The following is a 16,074-nucleotide window of genomic DNA, read 5'->3' as shown; positions in this document are numbered from 1 at the left end:
TGGTCATGTCCCCGAAAAAGGGTGGAAAAATTATATACTTATCGAAAATGCCTTAAAAAACTCGCATCGACAAAATCGGGAATGTCCCTAACAATAGATGCTAGAGCCATCAGATTCAAGGTTTTGCACGGCATACACACTATACTTGTTGGAAGAGGTGCTCCACATGAAATTTGACAATCCGGAAGATATTATCCAGCTTACACCGCTTTGGGAAGGAGAACGATTCTCTAACGGGCGTCCGAAGGTTTCCGAGGATGTGCTGAAGCGCATGCGTAAAATAACTCTGGAGGAAGCCTGGGGCCCGCTCTGGAACAGAGGCTATACGTTTCAGTTCGAGGGAGATTTCAAAATCATCCACCCCGATAAAATTATGGTGGGCCGGGCGGTTACCGCCGTTATGGTACCCAAGCGTCCCGATCTGCACGAAACCCTGCTGAATTACGGGCATGAGCAGGAAGGCCGGAAAGGCTTTTTCAATCAATGGGTCATCGATTCGCTGGTTGAGGATGATGTCGTTGTCGTGGATATGTTCGATAAAGTCCATCTGGGCACTTATGTAGGAGGCAATCTGTCCACCGCTATTTCCACCCGCACCAAACGCGGAGGCGCGGTCGTCTGGGGAGGCATTCGCGACAATCAGCAGGTCGTTGAAATTGAAGATATCAATATCTACTACCGGGGAAGCGATCCTACTGCGATTACGGATGTGACGATGGTCGGCATGAACGTGCCTACACGCATCGGCAAGGCCATCTGTCTTCCCGGCGATATTGTGCTTGGCACGCCTTCAGGCGTTATCTTTATCCCTCCCCATCTTGCGGAGCTGACTGTCGTACAGGCGGAGAAATCCCAGGTGCGCGACATCTTCGGCTTCATTCGCCTCAAGGGAGGCGTTTATTCTACAGCCCAGATCGATACCGCATGGACATTGGGTATGTGGCAGGATTTCATGAATTGGTTCGATAACGATCCGACTGCTGCGGAGTATCGTCATTTGTCCTGGGAGAAGGAGCTTGCGGAAGCGCAGAAATCGGACAGCAGCGGCTCCAATCATGATGTGCGGCTCTAATCGGTAAGCAAGCCTCACGCAAGAAGGACTCTGGAAAGAGCGGATCAGCCGCTTCCAGAGTCCTTCTTTTTTTGTTTTATTTGCCGACCGATTCCCGGTATTCCGTCGGGGACAGACCGACTTTTTTCTTGAAAATCTGGCTGAAATAACGGGGGTCCTGATATCCCACCTGCTCCGCCACCTCGTAATTTTTGTAATGAGTGGTTTTGAGCAACTCCTTGGCCTTGCCGATCCGGATGTCCGTCAGATGCTCGATGAACGTTCTGCCCGTGTTCAGCTTGAAGAGCAGGCTCAGATAGGTCGGTGTCATATATACCTTCTGTGCCACGCTCTGCAGGGATACCGCCTGGCATTCCTGCTCCATGTGATGGATCGTTTTCTTGATGATGCTGCGGTGGCTCTCCTTCTGATCGGGCGACATCACTTCTCTGACACCCGAGAAGAAATGGCTGACGTACGTCTTAATTTCCTGCAGCGTCTGCATCTTCACGATGGACATGATTTCAAACTTGTTGTAAGCGTTAACATAATTGGTATTGGCAAGCAATCTTTTCTCGGTTTCAATAAGCAGGCGGACGGTCAGCTCATACATATTCTTAATATCGATCGGACCGTTCTCAAGCAGCCTGTCGTAAAACTCGTTGACGGCCTCTTCGATTTCCGCGGTGGAATCGGCCGCTTTCAAGGAATCCAGCAGATCCTTCTCCCTGTCAGCCGGATAATCGCTCATGGACACATACCGGCGAAGCTCGCTGTAGTAGATAATCTGCCCTGTTCCACGATAAAATTTGTTTTTCAGCGCGCGGGAAGCCTGCCTGTAGGATTGATTGATGTCGTAAAGATGGCTGCATGGCTTGCCTACGCCGATATTCACGGGAAGGTTGAACTGCTGGCTTAGCATATTTTGAATCGCTTCCAGGAACTCCTTGGATACCCAGGAGAACAGCAGTCCGATCCGGTTTTGTTCATCCATAAATACGACGCTTCCGCCGGCAACCTGCTGCTGCAAATAATCCCTCATCCTTTCGACCAGGAGCACCATTTCGTGCTCGTCACCATCCGGAGATACCGGCTCCAGCAGCGCCAGCGCCGGATAGGTATAATACGGATTCAAATTCAGGCGGGACAGGCTCTCCTTCAAATTCGCGCCAGCGCTTTTCCGCCCCAGCACAAGATCCTGAAGAAAACGGTCTCTCATCCAGGTCAAGATTACATCGTCCTTGAACAATAGCCCTTCGCTTAGCATGCTCCATTTCCCCTTTTATGAAAGGATGGTAATGCAAGATGCATGAGATTCATGAAGCTAATCCAGATCAATCAGCTTGTAGGCGTGCATATGCTCGATAAAAGCGGCCTCCGCCGCATCCGCATCTCCCGACCTCAGAGCGTCCATGAGAAGCTGATGCCACTCGGCCAGCACATTGGTTGTATAATGCCTGTTCGAAATTGCCATAAACCGCATGACTTTGGTGCGCATATTATTCCACAGCTCCAGAACCGCGTGATTGTCGCATCGCTTATAGAAGAATCCGTGAAAATCCATGTCAAGCTCCAATATGGCCAGCAGTTCATTTTGTTTGGTAGCTTTATCCATCTCGCAGATGATCGTATTCAAGTGGCTGTAATCCTCTTCCGTCATGAGCGGCATCGATTGTCTGACCGCGAAGCCCTCGATGATCTCGCGAAGGACGAAGATATCCTTGATTTCCTTGGCCGTTATCGTGGATACTACCGAGCCTTTGTTTGGAATGCCCGTAATGAGGCCCTCCTGCTTCAATCTCTCCAGCGCCTCCCGCACCGGAGCCTGGCTGATCTGGAATTTGCCGGCAATCTCCGTAACGATCAGCCGGGTGCCCGGCTGAAGGTCGCCTGCGAGAATTTCCCTCTTCAAATCCGCATAAACATGTTCACTAATCGAGTTGATTGGATAATCTACCTGACTGCCCCGTATGGCTTTCACTGCTCCTCTCAAGATTATCGATTATCGATAATCTTTCGCTTAGGTTTATTATAGAGGTTGTTGCTGGTGGAAACAACAGTTGTTTTTTGGTGTTTTTTGTCGTTTTACGTCTAACAGTGACGATTGTTATTGCACAGCTGTTTAAATTGCGATAGATGATTATAAGGTTCTAACCCGGAAACCGACGAATAACGCTGATGAGCAAAGTGAAAACATCTCCCGATATTCATGCGAGAGTATGAAGCAACTAACCTTATAGACATTAACAGGCGTGAAACTTGACTATGAGGTCAAGAAAAAAACGGCTGCACCGTCAATGAACGGATACAGCCGCTTCTTCCTTGGTTTCTGACCTTGTCAGCCCGTTGACGGACTGTTTGGCACATGGCCCTTCTGGTTGCGATTCTCCGAGGTGGAGGCAGCCAGATGATCTTCCGCTTGCTTGGATCTGGTCTCCAGGGCCAAGTTTTTGGCGTCAATAGACTGCTTTTTACGAGCCATGCTGCTTACCTCCCGATACTGCGGCTTGCCTTGATCTCGCAAGGCAGTAATAGGTTAACCAAGATTAGAGAAGATTAACAATTCTGGGCGGGCAAACAAGCTGACACAGCCCGGAAAGCGACAATCCGGCTGGAACAGCGGTCGCAAGCCCAAATTGTCCCGCCGCATTTCCTTCAATCGGCCCCCCTTCTACCATTCGAGCAAATCTGTCTCGACAATCACCGCTTCCGGATCAAGGGGAATGCGGAAAGTCTTGATCTCGGATGGACGGAACGACGCGCGGATGGTTCTTCCCCACTTGGGAAGGCTGACCTCGGCCGTTACGGCCCGTTTATCCGTCTCATAGCAGCGGACGATGAGATCGTCGTTATCCTCCGCTTTCTTGATGGCGCTGACGATAATATTGCTGCTGTCGACCGTGACAAAAGAATCCGTTTGCGGCAGCTTGCCCTCATGATAGGTTTCAATCACCGCAACCGGCTTGCAGTTAAGCTCGGCTGCGCGTTGGACGACACCCGATTGCTCCCAGGACCCTTCATGCGGCAGCAGCGAATACGAGAACCGTTGAACGCCCTGGTCGATGAACGTATATTCGCCGTCCGGATCGGGAACAAAGGGAACATGATGCGCATAGATGGGACTGCGCAGTACGGTTAAAGCCAGCTCCTTGTTATGAATGCTGTAGCTGTACTTGGCATCATTGATGAGGCTCACGCCATAAACCTGGTTGGTGCCCTGAACAAGTCCGGTATAATCCACCCAGCTCTGCCCCGGCTCTTCTTCCCCGTTATGCTCGCGCTCGATCGTACCGTAAGGAATCTCATACGTATGCTTGCTGAACACGACATTCATCGGGAATACCAGCTTCAGCATCTTGAACTGCTCACGCCAATCAACGGTAATATGGACATCGATCCCGTCACGTCCCGCATACATGGAGAAATCCTGAATCAGCCTGGAGCTGCCGTATTCACTGACAACCCGGATGACCGACTTGACCGGTCCATGCTCTACCCGGAACACTCTCGTCGCCTTGAAGGCGCCGATGACCTGATTGAAATGCAGGATATCATGGCTCCAGGTGTCCGACTTATCCTCAATAACTACGGGTTTGGCCGCCTCGCCCCCAAATACCTCATGACCTGCCTTCTTGTCCCTCAGGCTGGCGATATATCCGGTATCCCGGTCGAATTCAAGCCGGTACCGGTCATTTTCCAGCACCAGGTCGCTTGCTTGAATGGGTACTCCCACAGGCTTAAGCGACTCGGATTGCAGAACCAGCCGGTACGTCCTGTAGCCGAGCGAAGGCAGATCGGCCAGGAAGCTGAGCCGGTAACGCCCCCTCGCGGATGCCTGTGACTGCACGGTCTGGAAGGGGATAACCTGACCGTTGTCATCCAGCAGCACTGTCTTGTCTGTAACCCCGCCTGTTTCCAACTCAACATTCACGAGGCTTGACCATGCATGCGGATTAAACACAACAATCGGCTTCATGCTTTCATCCTGTTCAATGCCGATGTTCCAGGATAAGGACTGTACGGCATAATTGAGCGAACGGTCGGCTATCGCCATGGCTTCCCCATACAAATACATGGCATCCTGGTAGGCAGGCTCCAGACTGGTTCCCGCCATGATATCATGGAACTGGTTGAACAAGACGTTTTTCCAGGCACGGTCGAACTCCTTGGGGTACGGCTGGCCGGTAATCCATGAGGCAAGAGCGGAATATTTCTCGGCGGCAATGAGCCGGTTCTCGGCCTGCCGGTTCCACTGCTTGATGCCTGAATGGGCCGCATAGCAGCCGCTGGCATGATGCTGGAGATCGTCATGGACGACAGGAAATTCCAGTCCCTTCTCCTCCATGTCGCGGAAATAACGGTCCGGCGTGGAGAATTCCAGTTTCGGCAGGTCTGCTTCCCCGTTCAGCTTGCGGATGCTGGCGATGTTTTCCTTCGTTGGACCGCCGCCATGATTGCCGACACCGTAGAACAGCATGAGGTCGCTAACGGGCTCCTTGAATTCAGCCAATGTACGGCGGACGTGCTTGTCCAGCTCCTTGCCCCAGGACAAGTATTCAAACATAATGCGGAAGGTCAGCACCTTGGAGCCGTCGTCGGACTGCCACCAGAATAAACGGCCGGGAAGCCCTTTCTCATTGGGCATGGGACGCATCATCACATAATAGTCCATGCCGCTCTTCTTCAAAATCTGCGGCAGCATGGCGTTATGGCCGAAGCTGTCCACATTGTAGCCTACCTTGGCGGTTACGCCGAACTTCTCGTGGAAATACCGCTGCCCATACAGCCCTTGGCGGACAAAGGACTCGCCGCCTGGAATATTGCAGTCAGGCTGAATCCACCACCCGCCAACGATATTCCAGCGCTTTTCCTGCACACGCTCTTTAATTTCCTGAAACATCGCCGGATCGTTATTTTCGACCCATTCATACATGGCCGCAGAGCTTGAGGTGAAGATGAAATCCTCTGATTCCTTCATCCGGTCGAGCGCGGAACGGAAGGTCGCCTTGGCTTCCTGAAACCCTTCCTGCCACTGCCACAGCCATACGGGATCCAGGTGCGCATTGCCGATCATATACAGTTTCTTGTCTTTCATTCTCTCATCAGCTCCCAATCATTATGAGTCCGCATCGTCTGCCTTCAATCTCATCAATCCATTAGCCGCATGAACAGCGGCTCCGCAGGCGGCTTCCTCCTCCACCCCGGACAACAGCAGAGGACGGCCCAGCTTCACCTGAAGCAGCCGCTGCAGAGCCGGATTCCTGCGGATGCCGTTGCCTGAACCAACCAGGCAGCTTACCGCTTCCAGCCGGGAAGCAGGCAGCAGCCGTGCAAAAGCAAGCAGTTCCTCCGTCATGCCCTGCAGAAACCCGGCAATAATCGCTCCCGGCCGCATATTCAGGGCATTCAGGCCTGTAATTGTTCCCGCCGCATCCGGCTTATCCCTTGTACCATAAAATTGCGTTCCAACCAGAGGCAAAGCCTCGTCTGCCTCCAATGAAGCGACCGCAAGCCGGTTCATGGTGTCGAACAATGCGGACTCACTCATCTCTTGGCCCGTGAAGGCATGGCAGATCTCCCTGAAGAAGCGCTCCAGCAGCTCATAGGATTTGCCGCCGCTGAGCGATGCTCCCACGAGCAGATAACCCCCGCCCGGGAAAGGGCGTGTGTCCAAACCTGCTATATTCTCATAAGTATTGCTGTACACCGAAATCTGCGAGCCCGTACCGACATTAACCAACAAGGAATCCTCTGCCCTGGCAACAGCTCCGATAAAGCTGGCCTGATTGTCTCCAATTGCGCAAAATACCGGCTTGCCGTCCCCCGTTCGTCCAACAAGGGGATTATCGTTATCCGCAAGCATCGGCAATATGGATGGATCAATGCCGGTCTTGTTGACCGCGTCCCTGTCAAATTCTCTGTTCCTGAGATTAAAGAGACCCAGAGATGCGGCATTCGACGCATCCATAACCGGTGCAGAGACGCCGCACAGCCGCATCGCCAGATAATCTCCGATGGTGCACAGGCGCCTGGCCTGCGCGGGAACCATTTTGCTGTGCACATTGTAGAAATGCGTCACCAAACCATAACCGGTTGAGACCGGATAGCCTGTTCGTTCCCTCAGCCTGCCCGCGTAAGAAAGGCCGGGCTCAAGCTGCTGGTCCCCCCGGCCATCCTGCCAAGTATATAAGGGGCTTGCATGCTTCCCCCTCTCATCCACATACAGGATCCCATGCATCTGGCAGGAGATGCCGATACCCTCCACCTGCGGCCAATAGGCTGTACAGGCCGCAATCAATTCCTCCACGGACGCGATAATACGCTCCGGGTCCTGCAGCTGCTCCCAGCTGTGCGCTGCCTGTGTGGCGGCATCATTCGGGCAGGAGACCACCTTGACCGCATCACCGCTGATTTTCTCCCGGACCAGGATGCATATGGATGTTGTACCCACATCAATGCCCGCCGTATACATAACGGATCCCCCTTGTTTAAGCTTTCATATCACCCAGCTTGTACAGATCGATCAGGTTATTGCGGAATATCCGGTCGGCGAAGGCCATGGTCTGCTTTTCTCCCATTGCGCCTTCCTCCATTTTCTCCGTCAGCACCTCCGCAACAAGATTTCTGGCCAGCTTCTGATGCGCATAGGTACCCTCGATATAATTATAATCGCCGCCAAAGCCCTGAATTTTGTTTTGCGGCACCATTTCAATCATCTGATGCATGATTTGTTTGGCCGCCGTCGGTGAAATGATATACATCCAGGTAAAATCAGCATAAACATTGGGGAAATTTTTGGCAATGCTCAAATAGCTCATCGCATACGGATAGCCGCAGTGGAGCAGCACAAATTTGGCTTCGCTGTATTCAAGCAGCAGGGGGATCAATCCCTCCACATTGGAATTCGAAATAAGATTGCCATTGCCCGAAACACTGGTTTCATGATGCCCGGTATGGATTTGAATGGGCAGTCCGTAAGCGATGGAACGCTGGATAATAAAATGAATCAAATAATCCTGAAGCGGCTGTGTTTCCTCCTGGGACAAGCTTTGCGCAAGCGAAGAGGCACGCAGCCGGTTGAAGACCTGCTCCGCCTCGAACATCGTCGGCTTCGAGCTTGCCAATGTCCGCCAATACGCATGACCCAGCTTGGTTGCCACCATTCCCTCCTGCACATATCTATGCAGCAAGGCATCCACGGCTTCCAGGTACTGCCGCAAATCATGCGCATTTATTCCGGCGTTCTTCTCCACATCCTGAAGGTCCTGCAGCGATCGCAGCTTGAAGGTGAAATCCATAAACATGATGGGGCGGAAGCGATCGTAATCCAGCTCTGTCGTCTGGATCAGCGTGAAGGCCAGATCGATTCCCGAGCGTTCCACCATTACTTTATGATACCAATCCGGATCGTGGGTCGCCTGCTTCACCTTGTCATTGGCCTGCATAATCCCGTCCACGGACCAGTCACGCAGGTCATACAAATCCTCCATCGCTGTGCGGAACATCCGCGCATAGGTCGTGTTGCTTGTTTGCTGCCAGTATGATAAGAAAATACCCGCTTTCTCTTCATCGCCGAGCTGGCTCCGCCTGCTCAGGATGCCGCGCTCCATGCCGGCCGTAACCAAATCGGAGTCCAGATAATGCATCAATGAGAAGAAATCATGGTTTTCTTTTTTTCTGATTTGGGGTGTTGCCAGATGCTCATGACCGTCTATCATACGGATTTGTTGTATATATTCATGAATGCTGCTCATGGTTGTCTCTCCTTCCAAGCCTATAGACCTGTGGTTAACCGGCGGAGCATGCGGAAACTGTCCGGAAGCGTTAGGAACAATTTCCGCAAGCGCAGTCCGCTTAACCACCGGCCTTGAAAAACGGATTATTTGAGTGCGCGAGGCATGTTAGTCGACGCTAAGCTCAGGGAACGTATTTTTGACTTCTTTCTTGAATGCCGCGACGACATCGTCATAGCTGGATTTATTCGTGACCCCTTCGCCTGCGACCTTTCTCCATTTGCTCAAAATATCCTCGCCGTATTTGTCCGCCTGCACGGCAGGCATCTGCTTGATTGTTTCATAATAAGGCTTCAGAATGTTCTGATCCCCGAAAAAGCCCGATTTGAAGGAATCCAGATTTTTCTCATAAACGGTTGCGTTCCCCGGCATGTTCCCGGTTTTGCCGAGATTGTACTCCTGCCATTCCGGACTTGCGATATATTTGATGAATTCGTAAGCAAGATCTTTATTCTCTGATTTCTCATAGATACCGCGGTACGTACCGCCCATATAGAAGCCTTCCGGCGTTTTGGCAACGCCGAATTTGCCAACTGCCTTGTCATCTTTGTTATCGATCATGAAACTGGCCCATGCAGGCATGGAAGTCAGAATGACGCTGCCGTCATTCAAGGCATTGCCCCAGCCGGCCGACATGAACGGAAGCTTCGCATCCACATTTCCCGCATCGACCTGCTTTTGTATTTCATAGGTGTCTTTCCACCGGGTGTCGATATTGAGCTTGCCGTCCTTGACCCAAGGCTCGGTGTTGTACGCTGCAAGGTCGAACAGGTCGCCGGAGCTCTCGATCAGATGGACTTTGCCGCCGCTGTCCTGGGCAACCTTCTTGCCCAGCTCAATGATCTTGTCCCAGCTGCTGACCATTTCGCTGATTTTATCGGGATCATCCGTTCCAAGATATTTCTTGGCATTGTCGCGGAGATACCAGAAGCCGCCCGGCGAGGAATGATCGGAAATCGCACGCACCTTGCCGTCAGCGGAACGTCCCAGAGCCTGAACATAAGGAATGTAGTCCTTGAGCAGATCCTCCGCACCCATTGCAGAGAGGTCGGTGAGAAATTTGGAATCAATAAACTTGCCGATATAGCCCCGCTCCAGATCGAAGATATCCGGAACGCCCTTGCCTGACTGAAGAACAGAGAGCAGCTTGGTCTGATACTGGTCGCCGGGGAATAATTGAACGTCTATCGTGACGCCCGGATTCTTCTCCTCAAACTTGGCCGCCATATCCTTTACCTGATCGAAGAACGTCCATATGACCAGCTTGCCTTCAAGCTTGGCCGGCGCGTTCCCGTTATCGCCCGTCGTTCCCGCGTTCGTTCCTTCACCGGCTGCTGCGCCGGGATCATTGGCCGCAGGCGCGTTCCCGTTGTTCGCATTATTGCTCTTGCCGCAGCCCGCCAGCAATCCCGTCACCAATACAACTGCAAACAGCAATGACAACCATTTTTTCGTGTTCAAAACGATCTCCCCTTTAAGAGTTATTGAACTTGCTGTCCAGACCCATGTACACGTACGCGCTTACACTCTTGCCAATCCGAGCTCTTGCCAAACCCTGGCACCACCTCTTTCAATGGAATCGGCTGCCCGCTTATGGTCAGCCCTTCACCGCTCCTGCTGCGACGCCGCTTATAATCTTCTTGGACATGATGGAGAAGAATATCAGCAGCGGTACGACAGAAATGACAATGCCGACATATTGGGCGCCGAAATCGGATGAAAACTGCGATTTCACACTGGCGATCATGACCGGCAGCGTCTGAAGATCACCGTCGAAGAGAACAATCATCGGCGTGAGAAAATCATTCCATTTGCCGATAAAAGAGAATATCGCCAGCGTTGCCAGCGCCGGACCCATCAAACTCAGAATAATCCGGTGAAAAATCTGCAGCTCTCCGTATCCGTCAACCCTGGCGGATTCAATAATTTCAGTCGGCACCGAATTGTCCGCAAATTGGCGCATCAGGAAGATTCCGAAGGCATTGTAGAGGGACTGCAGCAGCAGCGGCCAGTACGTATTGAGCATATGAAGCGTATCCATCAGCTTGTAGAAGCCGATAATGCCAAGCTGGCCCGGTATCATCATCGTGCCCAGAACGAACAGAAACAGCGCATTTTTGAAGCGGAAATTATATTTGGAGAAGCCGTAGCCGGCCAGTGCCGCGAAATACACATTAATAATCGTTGAAGTGACGGTAATAAATACAGTATTGGCGAATCCCCGCCAAATATTGACGGAGGCTACGAGCCGGTTGTAGTTATCCGCAAGCTGATCGCCCGGCAGAAGCAGCAGCTCCCTTGCTATTTCCGAATTGGAATGCGTGGACGTAATGATCATGCTGTAGAACGGGACCAGGCAGACCAGCGCCACAACGACCAGCAGAATGTAGAGAAACCAGCTGGAAATTTTTGTTTTTGCAACCATGTTGATTCCCCCTTATTCCCTTAGCCTTGCAGCGAATGTAGTGATTGCGGTAAAGAACATGACGACGGCAAAGATCCCGAAGGCAATTGCCGAACCATAGCTGTAATCGAAGGTTTTGAAAGCCGTTTCATACAAATACATAATCATCGTCCTCGTCGCATTGCCGGGACCGTCTCCCAGCATCAACGGCGCATCGAACAGCTGCAGTCCGCCGATGACCGAGGTAATCATCGTGAAGAGGAACACGGGCCGCAGCATCGGCAGCGTGATTTTCATCGCAGTCTGGCGTTTGGTCGCGCCGTCCATGGCAGCCGCCTCGTACACTTCATCAGGAATGGCCTGCAGTCCGGCGATGAAGACGATCATATTAAAACCAAAATACTGCCAGCAAATGACGCCCGCCACGATAATCCGCGACCACCAGGGGCTGTTGAACCAGTTGACGGGATCGTCGATCAATCCAATCTGAAGCAGCAGCTTATTGATGCTCCCGGTCTGCCAGTCGAACATCAGGCTGAACATGACACCCAATGTAACCGGTGTCACAATATGCGGAAAATAATACACGGCCCGGAAGAAATGCTTTCCTCTGATGAATTTCTCATTCAGAACCAGGGCCAGAATCAAGGCCAGAATCAGCTGCGGAACAATGGATAATATCCATATAATCAGCGTGTTGCCTATCGTCTGGTAGAAAAAGCTGTCATGCAGCAGCCTCGTGTAATTCGCCACCCCGACGTAAATGGGATCGGAGAATCCGTCCCATTTGGTAAAGCTCAGGTACAAGGTGTACAGAATCGGCACAAGGCCGATAACCGCAAAACCGATAAAGAATGGCGAAATAAACAAGTAGCCGTACATGGATTTATTGATTTTATTGTTCATAGGCCTCCACCCCCTATTGTGAATGATGGTTCAAGTTGTCGCAGGAATCACGGATGACCAGCTGCGGCTTTAATAAATGACTGCTCTGGTTCATCTCTTCATAGCCATCGATTTTGCCGAATAATCCTTCAGCCGCATGAATGCCGATGGCTTCGAAGGGCTGGCGCACCGTTGTCAGGGACGGGTATACCCATTCTGATATCGTAATATCGTCGAAGCCGACAATCGACATCTGGCCCGGTACGTTCAAGCCGTGCTCCTGGATGGCCCTGAGCGCTCCGATTGCAGTTTCGTCATTGGAGGCAATAACAGCGGTGAAGCCCTGCTGCTGAAGCAGTTTTTTCATAGCCTGGTATCCGCCCTGATTGCTCCAGTTCGACTCCACCACCCATTCCGGATGATAGTCCAGCTTCAAGGCTTCCATTGCCTGCTTATAGCCCTTCAACCGGTATTTGTTGGCGCCGGCGTTCTCCGGACCGGCAATGTAGGCGATGCTTCTATGCCCCTTCCGATGCAGATAAGCCACAATATCCGAGGTGCCGGCCGCATTATCCACATCCACCGAGAACAGTCCCTCCAGCTCGCCATGATCGCCGATCAGAGCAATGGGGTATTCCGTATCCCTGATCTTGATCAAGTCCTTCGCTTCCCGTTTCAGGAAGCTGACCAGTATAATGCCGTCCACCTGACCTTCGTACAGCAAATTAAGGAAGGATATCTCATTCTCATAATTTGACGTCCAGCTGTAAAATATACAGTTGTAGCCTTTTTTCTTGGCGACCCGCTCAATGCCGCTAATGATTCCGGAGTAGAAAATATTCGAGATATTGTCTACAACGACACCGATCGTATTGGTCTTGTTCATTACTAATTTGCGGGCATTGGCATTGCGGTGGAAGTTCAGCTCCTCTATCGCTTTCTCCAATGCGTCCTGTGTCGCTTTTTTCACCTTTTGCCCATTCAGATAGCGGGATACGGTGCTTTTCGAAGTATTGGCCAGCCTGGCGACATCATGAATTGTAGATCCCATTGGTCTTACCTGCTTTCCGGCGAGATGTTTCCCAAATTGAATGCGCTTTTTTGGGAACGTTCCCATTTTATCATGAAAATGGTCCAATGCCACGCATTAATTGCCTTCATGGATAAATGCGGATGCGCAGCCTGTGGCGGCCAGGTTCGTTCCTTTCTTTAAAAAACGATTGAAATCTAAAGGCGCGGTATTATACTTTTGCGCTGCCGGCAACCTTCCTGCTCTCGAAAATATACAAGCAAAGAGATGAAAATTTACTTCTATTTTCGAGATTTTGGGAACGTTCCCAAATTCGATGAAATAAAAAGTCCCAGCTTCATCAAACGCCCGGTCTGTGAAATGAATGCTGCGGCTTTCTTTTTGGGAACGTTCCCAAATTACAATGAAAGAAAATTTATAAGTTGATAATAATAGCTAGTCGATGAGATGTCAATGCTTTTTATAAAAATAAAAGCGGTTCCTCCCTGACCGTCATGGAAGCGGTCAATCCTCGCCACAGCCATTTGGACACCGATTAAAGACAATGAGCAGTGGCCTCTTCAAAATTGCATCAGATACCGCAGTTGGAGCTGCGGCACTCAGCTTCTGCAAAGCTGCATGGATGCGAGTTTGGTAAGCTGTACTCCAAGCTGTTTCTCTCACTGTTCTGCCAATTGCTCGCCCTCACTGCGGGAACGGATATACTGCACGGGCGAGAGTCCAAACAGCCTCTTGTACTCACGGCTAAACTGAGTCGAGCTATGGTAGCCCGTGCTAAGCGCCGTTTCTGTTACATTTGCGCCGCCAAGCAAAAGCCTGCGAGCCTCCTGAAGACGAAGTTGTTTCTGGTATTGCAAAGGAGTCATACCCGTCACTTCTTTGAATTTGTAATGTAGGCTGGACACACTCATATTCCCCAGTTCAGCCAGTTTTTCAATGTTAAAGCCGTGATCAAAATTACGGGTTATCCAGTCAATCACTCTGCTGATACCAGACGCCTCTTGATGCCATAACATGTTGTGGTAAAAGCGTGTGCCATCTTCGTGATCCAGCAGCCAGTAGATGATTTCCCGTTTTACAGCTGGAGCGAGGTATCTGGCGGCCGTGGGGTTTTGCGCAAGCCGGAGCAGTTTCTCGAAGCCCTCCAATACCTCATGTCTTGGTCTTCCAACAAAAATGCCCGGGTAATGTTCATCCTTCGGCTTGAGTTTCAGGGCGGCCTCGGTTGCGACAGCGGCCACCTCACCTGATTGTAATTCAATCTGCAGTGCTAAAAATGGCGCATCTGCGGTAGCCTCCAGTACCTGCCCCATAACCGGCATACTAACGCTTGTGGCGAGATAATTCCCTGGCTTGTATTCAATTATGTCTTCTCCAAACTGTAAGTGCGTCTTCCCCTGCAAAATAATGCATAGAGAAGGCTTCAGCGGGCCCTTTGCCAGGACCGTTGCACTGTTTTTCTTCAATAAACGGAGAAAAGGGATGGCAGTCTGAAGCTTATTTGTACGTATTTGTAAACTCAGGTTCAAAAGCCGTTCCATGACCTGGATGTTCGCCTGATTCATTTCCATGCAATTATTCCTTTGTCTTGAGAATGTATTCTTAGCTAATATTAGAACACTTTACAGCTGAAAAAACAATTTGCTTTGGATGATTAGGCATACATTCTGTATGATTTAACTATCAAGCAAAGAGAAAAAAGAACATAATTGCGAATGTACCGGTACAAAACGCATGTACGGCCTTTACTAAGTGATCATTATCGTCAAGGTATAGAATGTTAAATATCTAAGGAGGTTATACCTAATGAAGTATAAACAACTTGGGAATACAGGGCTTTTGGTTTCGCAGCTTGCGTTAGGGACAATGACGTTCACCGGCGGAAAGGATAACTTTAAGGTTCTCGGTTCTATAAGTCAAGAAGAAGCTGACAAGATGATTCAGAAAAGTGTGGATATTGGAATCAATTTCTTTGATACGGCCGATATTTATACTGATGGTGAAAGTGAAATTATGCTTGGGCAATCTATCCGCAATCTTGGTATTGCGCGAAAAAATGTTGTGATCGCTACTAAAGTAGCTGGACGAGTTGGCATGGGACGTAACGATATTGGAGCTTCAAGAGGACACATTACGAATGCAGTTGAAGCGAGCCTGAAGAGGCTACAAACCGATTACATCGATTTGTATCAGATCCATACCGATGATTTCTTGACACCGATTGAAGAAACCTTAGGTGCTCTAGATGATCTGGTATCACAAGGAAAAGTGCGATATATTGGAGTATCAAACTGGCAAGCTTGGAAGATTGCCGATGCGCTTGGCGTTTCGGAGCGTAAAAATCTAGCCCGCTTTGAAACGATGCAGGGATATTATTCGCTTGCCAGCCGAGACTTGGAGCGGGAATTGGAACCTATGATGAAAGCGAAGAAGATGGGACTCTTGGTGTGGGGTCCACTTGCCGGTGGACTGCTGTCAGGAAGATATGATCGGCACAATCAGATCGCAGAGGATTCGCGCCGCTCGGTAGCTGATTTCCCGATTGTGGACAAGGAACGTGCCTGGAATATTATTGATACGTTAAAGCCGATTGCGAAAGCGCATGGAACAAGTATTGCCAGTGTCGCCCTCGCTTGGTTGCTGACTAGACCAGTCGTAACCTCTGTTCTTATTGGAGCGAAGCGACTTGATCAGTTGGAAGAAAATCTGGCAGCAGCAAAATTGGAGTTGACGGATGAAGAAATTCATTGTCTTGACGAATTGAGCGCACTGCCGCCGGAATATCCAGGCTGGATGATTGAACATCAAAAGAAAGACCGCCTGGAGCCTTAAGAGCATTCAATAAATTCACGATTGTAATGCCCGTGCCAAGCTTTTATATATAGCTATTCCTTCAAGAAAGCCGGTTGCC

At 50.5% G+C, this 16,074-nt stretch carries 13 protein-coding genes; 2 read left to right on the top strand and 11 right to left on the bottom strand.

Annotation, left to right across the window (positions count from 1 at the left end; all coding sequences use genetic code 11):
• Nucleotides 1-166 precede the first annotated feature (166 nt).
• Nucleotides 167-1,072, top strand: a complete 906-nt coding sequence (locus tag AC0YOB_RS01650; RefSeq protein WP_475791264.1) for an RraA family protein — start codon at nt 167-169, stop codon at nt 1,070-1,072.
• Between the two features lie 76 nt (nt 1,073-1,148).
• On the opposite strand, the gene AC0YOB_RS01645 is transcribed toward AC0YOB_RS01650, so the two are convergent.
• The 11 genes from AC0YOB_RS01645 to AC0YOB_RS01595 all read right to left on the bottom strand — a co-directional run bounded on the left by AC0YOB_RS01645 (nt 1,149) and on the right by AC0YOB_RS01595 (nt 14,734).
• On the bottom strand, nt 1,149-2,318 hold the full coding sequence (locus tag AC0YOB_RS01645) for a helix-turn-helix domain-containing protein (protein ID WP_475791263.1): 1,170 nt from the start codon (nt 2,316-2,318) through the stop codon (nt 1,149-1,151).
• Between the two features lie 57 nt (nt 2,319-2,375).
• Nucleotides 2,376-3,032 (bottom strand): GntR family transcriptional regulator, encoded by a 657-nt coding sequence (locus AC0YOB_RS01640; protein WP_475791262.1) that lies wholly within the window; start codon nt 3,030-3,032, stop codon nt 2,376-2,378.
• Between the two features lie 357 nt (nt 3,033-3,389).
• Nucleotides 3,390-3,533 carry a hypothetical protein gene (locus AC0YOB_RS01635; protein WP_210039389.1) on the bottom strand — a complete coding sequence of 48 codons (144 nt, stop codon included), beginning with the start codon at nt 3,531-3,533 and terminating at the stop codon, nt 3,390-3,392.
• Nucleotides 3,534-3,722: 189 nt separating this feature from the next.
• Nucleotides 3,723-6,146 (bottom strand): alpha-mannosidase, encoded by a 2,424-nt coding sequence (locus AC0YOB_RS01630; protein WP_475791261.1) that lies wholly within the window; start codon nt 6,144-6,146, stop codon nt 3,723-3,725.
• 21 nt (nt 6,147-6,167) lie between these two features.
• On the bottom strand, nt 6,168-7,523 hold the full coding sequence (locus AC0YOB_RS01625) for a sedoheptulokinase (protein ID WP_475791260.1): 1,356 nt from the start codon (nt 7,521-7,523) through the stop codon (nt 6,168-6,170).
• A 16-nt stretch (nt 7,524-7,539) separates the two neighbouring features.
• On the bottom strand, nt 7,540-8,805 hold the full coding sequence (locus tag AC0YOB_RS01620; RefSeq protein WP_475791259.1) for an amidohydrolase family protein: 1,266 nt from the start codon (nt 8,803-8,805) through the stop codon (nt 7,540-7,542).
• Between the two features lie 147 nt (nt 8,806-8,952).
• Entirely contained in the window at nt 8,953-10,305 is a 1,353-nt protein-coding gene (locus tag AC0YOB_RS01615) for an ABC transporter substrate-binding protein (protein ID WP_475791258.1), read from the bottom strand.
• A gap of 136 nt (nt 10,306-10,441) precedes the next feature.
• On the bottom strand, nt 10,442-11,269 hold the full coding sequence (locus tag AC0YOB_RS01610; protein ID WP_210039394.1) for a carbohydrate ABC transporter permease: 828 nt from the start codon (nt 11,267-11,269) through the stop codon (nt 10,442-10,444).
• Between the two features lie 12 nt (nt 11,270-11,281).
• Nucleotides 11,282-12,154: a carbohydrate ABC transporter permease gene (locus AC0YOB_RS01605; RefSeq protein WP_210039395.1), complete on the bottom strand. Its 873-nt coding sequence runs from the start codon at nt 12,152-12,154 to the stop codon at nt 11,282-11,284.
• A 13-nt stretch (nt 12,155-12,167) separates the two neighbouring features.
• Nucleotides 12,168-13,184: a LacI family DNA-binding transcriptional regulator gene (locus AC0YOB_RS01600; protein ID WP_210039396.1), complete on the bottom strand. Its 1,017-nt coding sequence runs from the start codon at nt 13,182-13,184 to the stop codon at nt 12,168-12,170.
• Nucleotides 13,185-13,822: 638 nt separating this feature from the next.
• On the bottom strand, nt 13,823-14,734 hold the full coding sequence (locus tag AC0YOB_RS01595) for an AraC family transcriptional regulator (RefSeq protein ID WP_475791257.1): 912 nt from the start codon (nt 14,732-14,734) through the stop codon (nt 13,823-13,825).
• Nucleotides 14,735-14,969: 235 nt separating this feature from the next.
• Between AC0YOB_RS01595 and AC0YOB_RS01590 the strand changes: the two genes are divergently transcribed.
• Nucleotides 14,970-15,995, top strand: coding sequence for an aldo/keto reductase (locus tag AC0YOB_RS01590; RefSeq protein ID WP_475791256.1), 1,026 nt, complete (start codon nt 14,970-14,972; stop codon nt 15,993-15,995).
• Nucleotides 15,996-16,074: the final 79 nt, after the last annotated feature.

Source organism: Paenibacillus sp. JT31N17 (genome assembly GCF_056269255.1).
Note: the sequence above shows the minus strand (reverse complement) of the source record. Positions and strands in the feature narration are given on the sequence as shown.

Excerpts from the sequence above, each read along its gene's own strand:
- AC0YOB_RS01650 (WP_475791264.1), top strand. The coding sequence starts at position 167 with ATGAAATTTGACAATCCGGAAGATATTATCCAGCTTACACCGCTTTGG.
- AC0YOB_RS01645 (WP_475791263.1), bottom strand. The coding sequence starts at position 2,318 with ATGCTAAGCGAAGGGCTATTGTTCAAGGACGATGTAATCTTGACCTGG.
- AC0YOB_RS01635 (WP_210039389.1), bottom strand. The coding sequence starts at position 3,533 with ATGGCTCGTAAAAAGCAGTCTATTGACGCCAAAAACTTGGCCCTGGAG.
- AC0YOB_RS01630 (WP_475791261.1), bottom strand. The coding sequence starts at position 6,146 with ATGAAAGACAAGAAACTGTATATGATCGGCAATGCGCACCTGGATCCC.
- AC0YOB_RS01625 (WP_475791260.1), bottom strand. The coding sequence starts at position 7,523 with ATGTATACGGCGGGCATTGATGTGGGTACAACATCCATATGCATCCTG.
- AC0YOB_RS01620 (WP_475791259.1), bottom strand. The coding sequence starts at position 8,805 with ATGAGCAGCATTCATGAATATATACAACAAATCCGTATGATAGACGGT.
- AC0YOB_RS01610 (WP_210039394.1), bottom strand. The coding sequence starts at position 11,269 with ATGGTTGCAAAAACAAAAATTTCCAGCTGGTTTCTCTACATTCTGCTG.
- AC0YOB_RS01605 (WP_210039395.1), bottom strand. The coding sequence starts at position 12,154 with ATGAACAATAAAATCAATAAATCCATGTACGGCTACTTGTTTATTTCG.
- AC0YOB_RS01600 (WP_210039396.1), bottom strand. The coding sequence starts at position 13,184 with ATGGGATCTACAATTCATGATGTCGCCAGGCTGGCCAATACTTCGAAA.
- AC0YOB_RS01595 (WP_475791257.1), bottom strand. The coding sequence starts at position 14,734 with ATGGAAATGAATCAGGCGAACATCCAGGTCATGGAACGGCTTTTGAAC.
- AC0YOB_RS01590 (WP_475791256.1), top strand. The coding sequence starts at position 14,970 with ATGAAGTATAAACAACTTGGGAATACAGGGCTTTTGGTTTCGCAGCTT.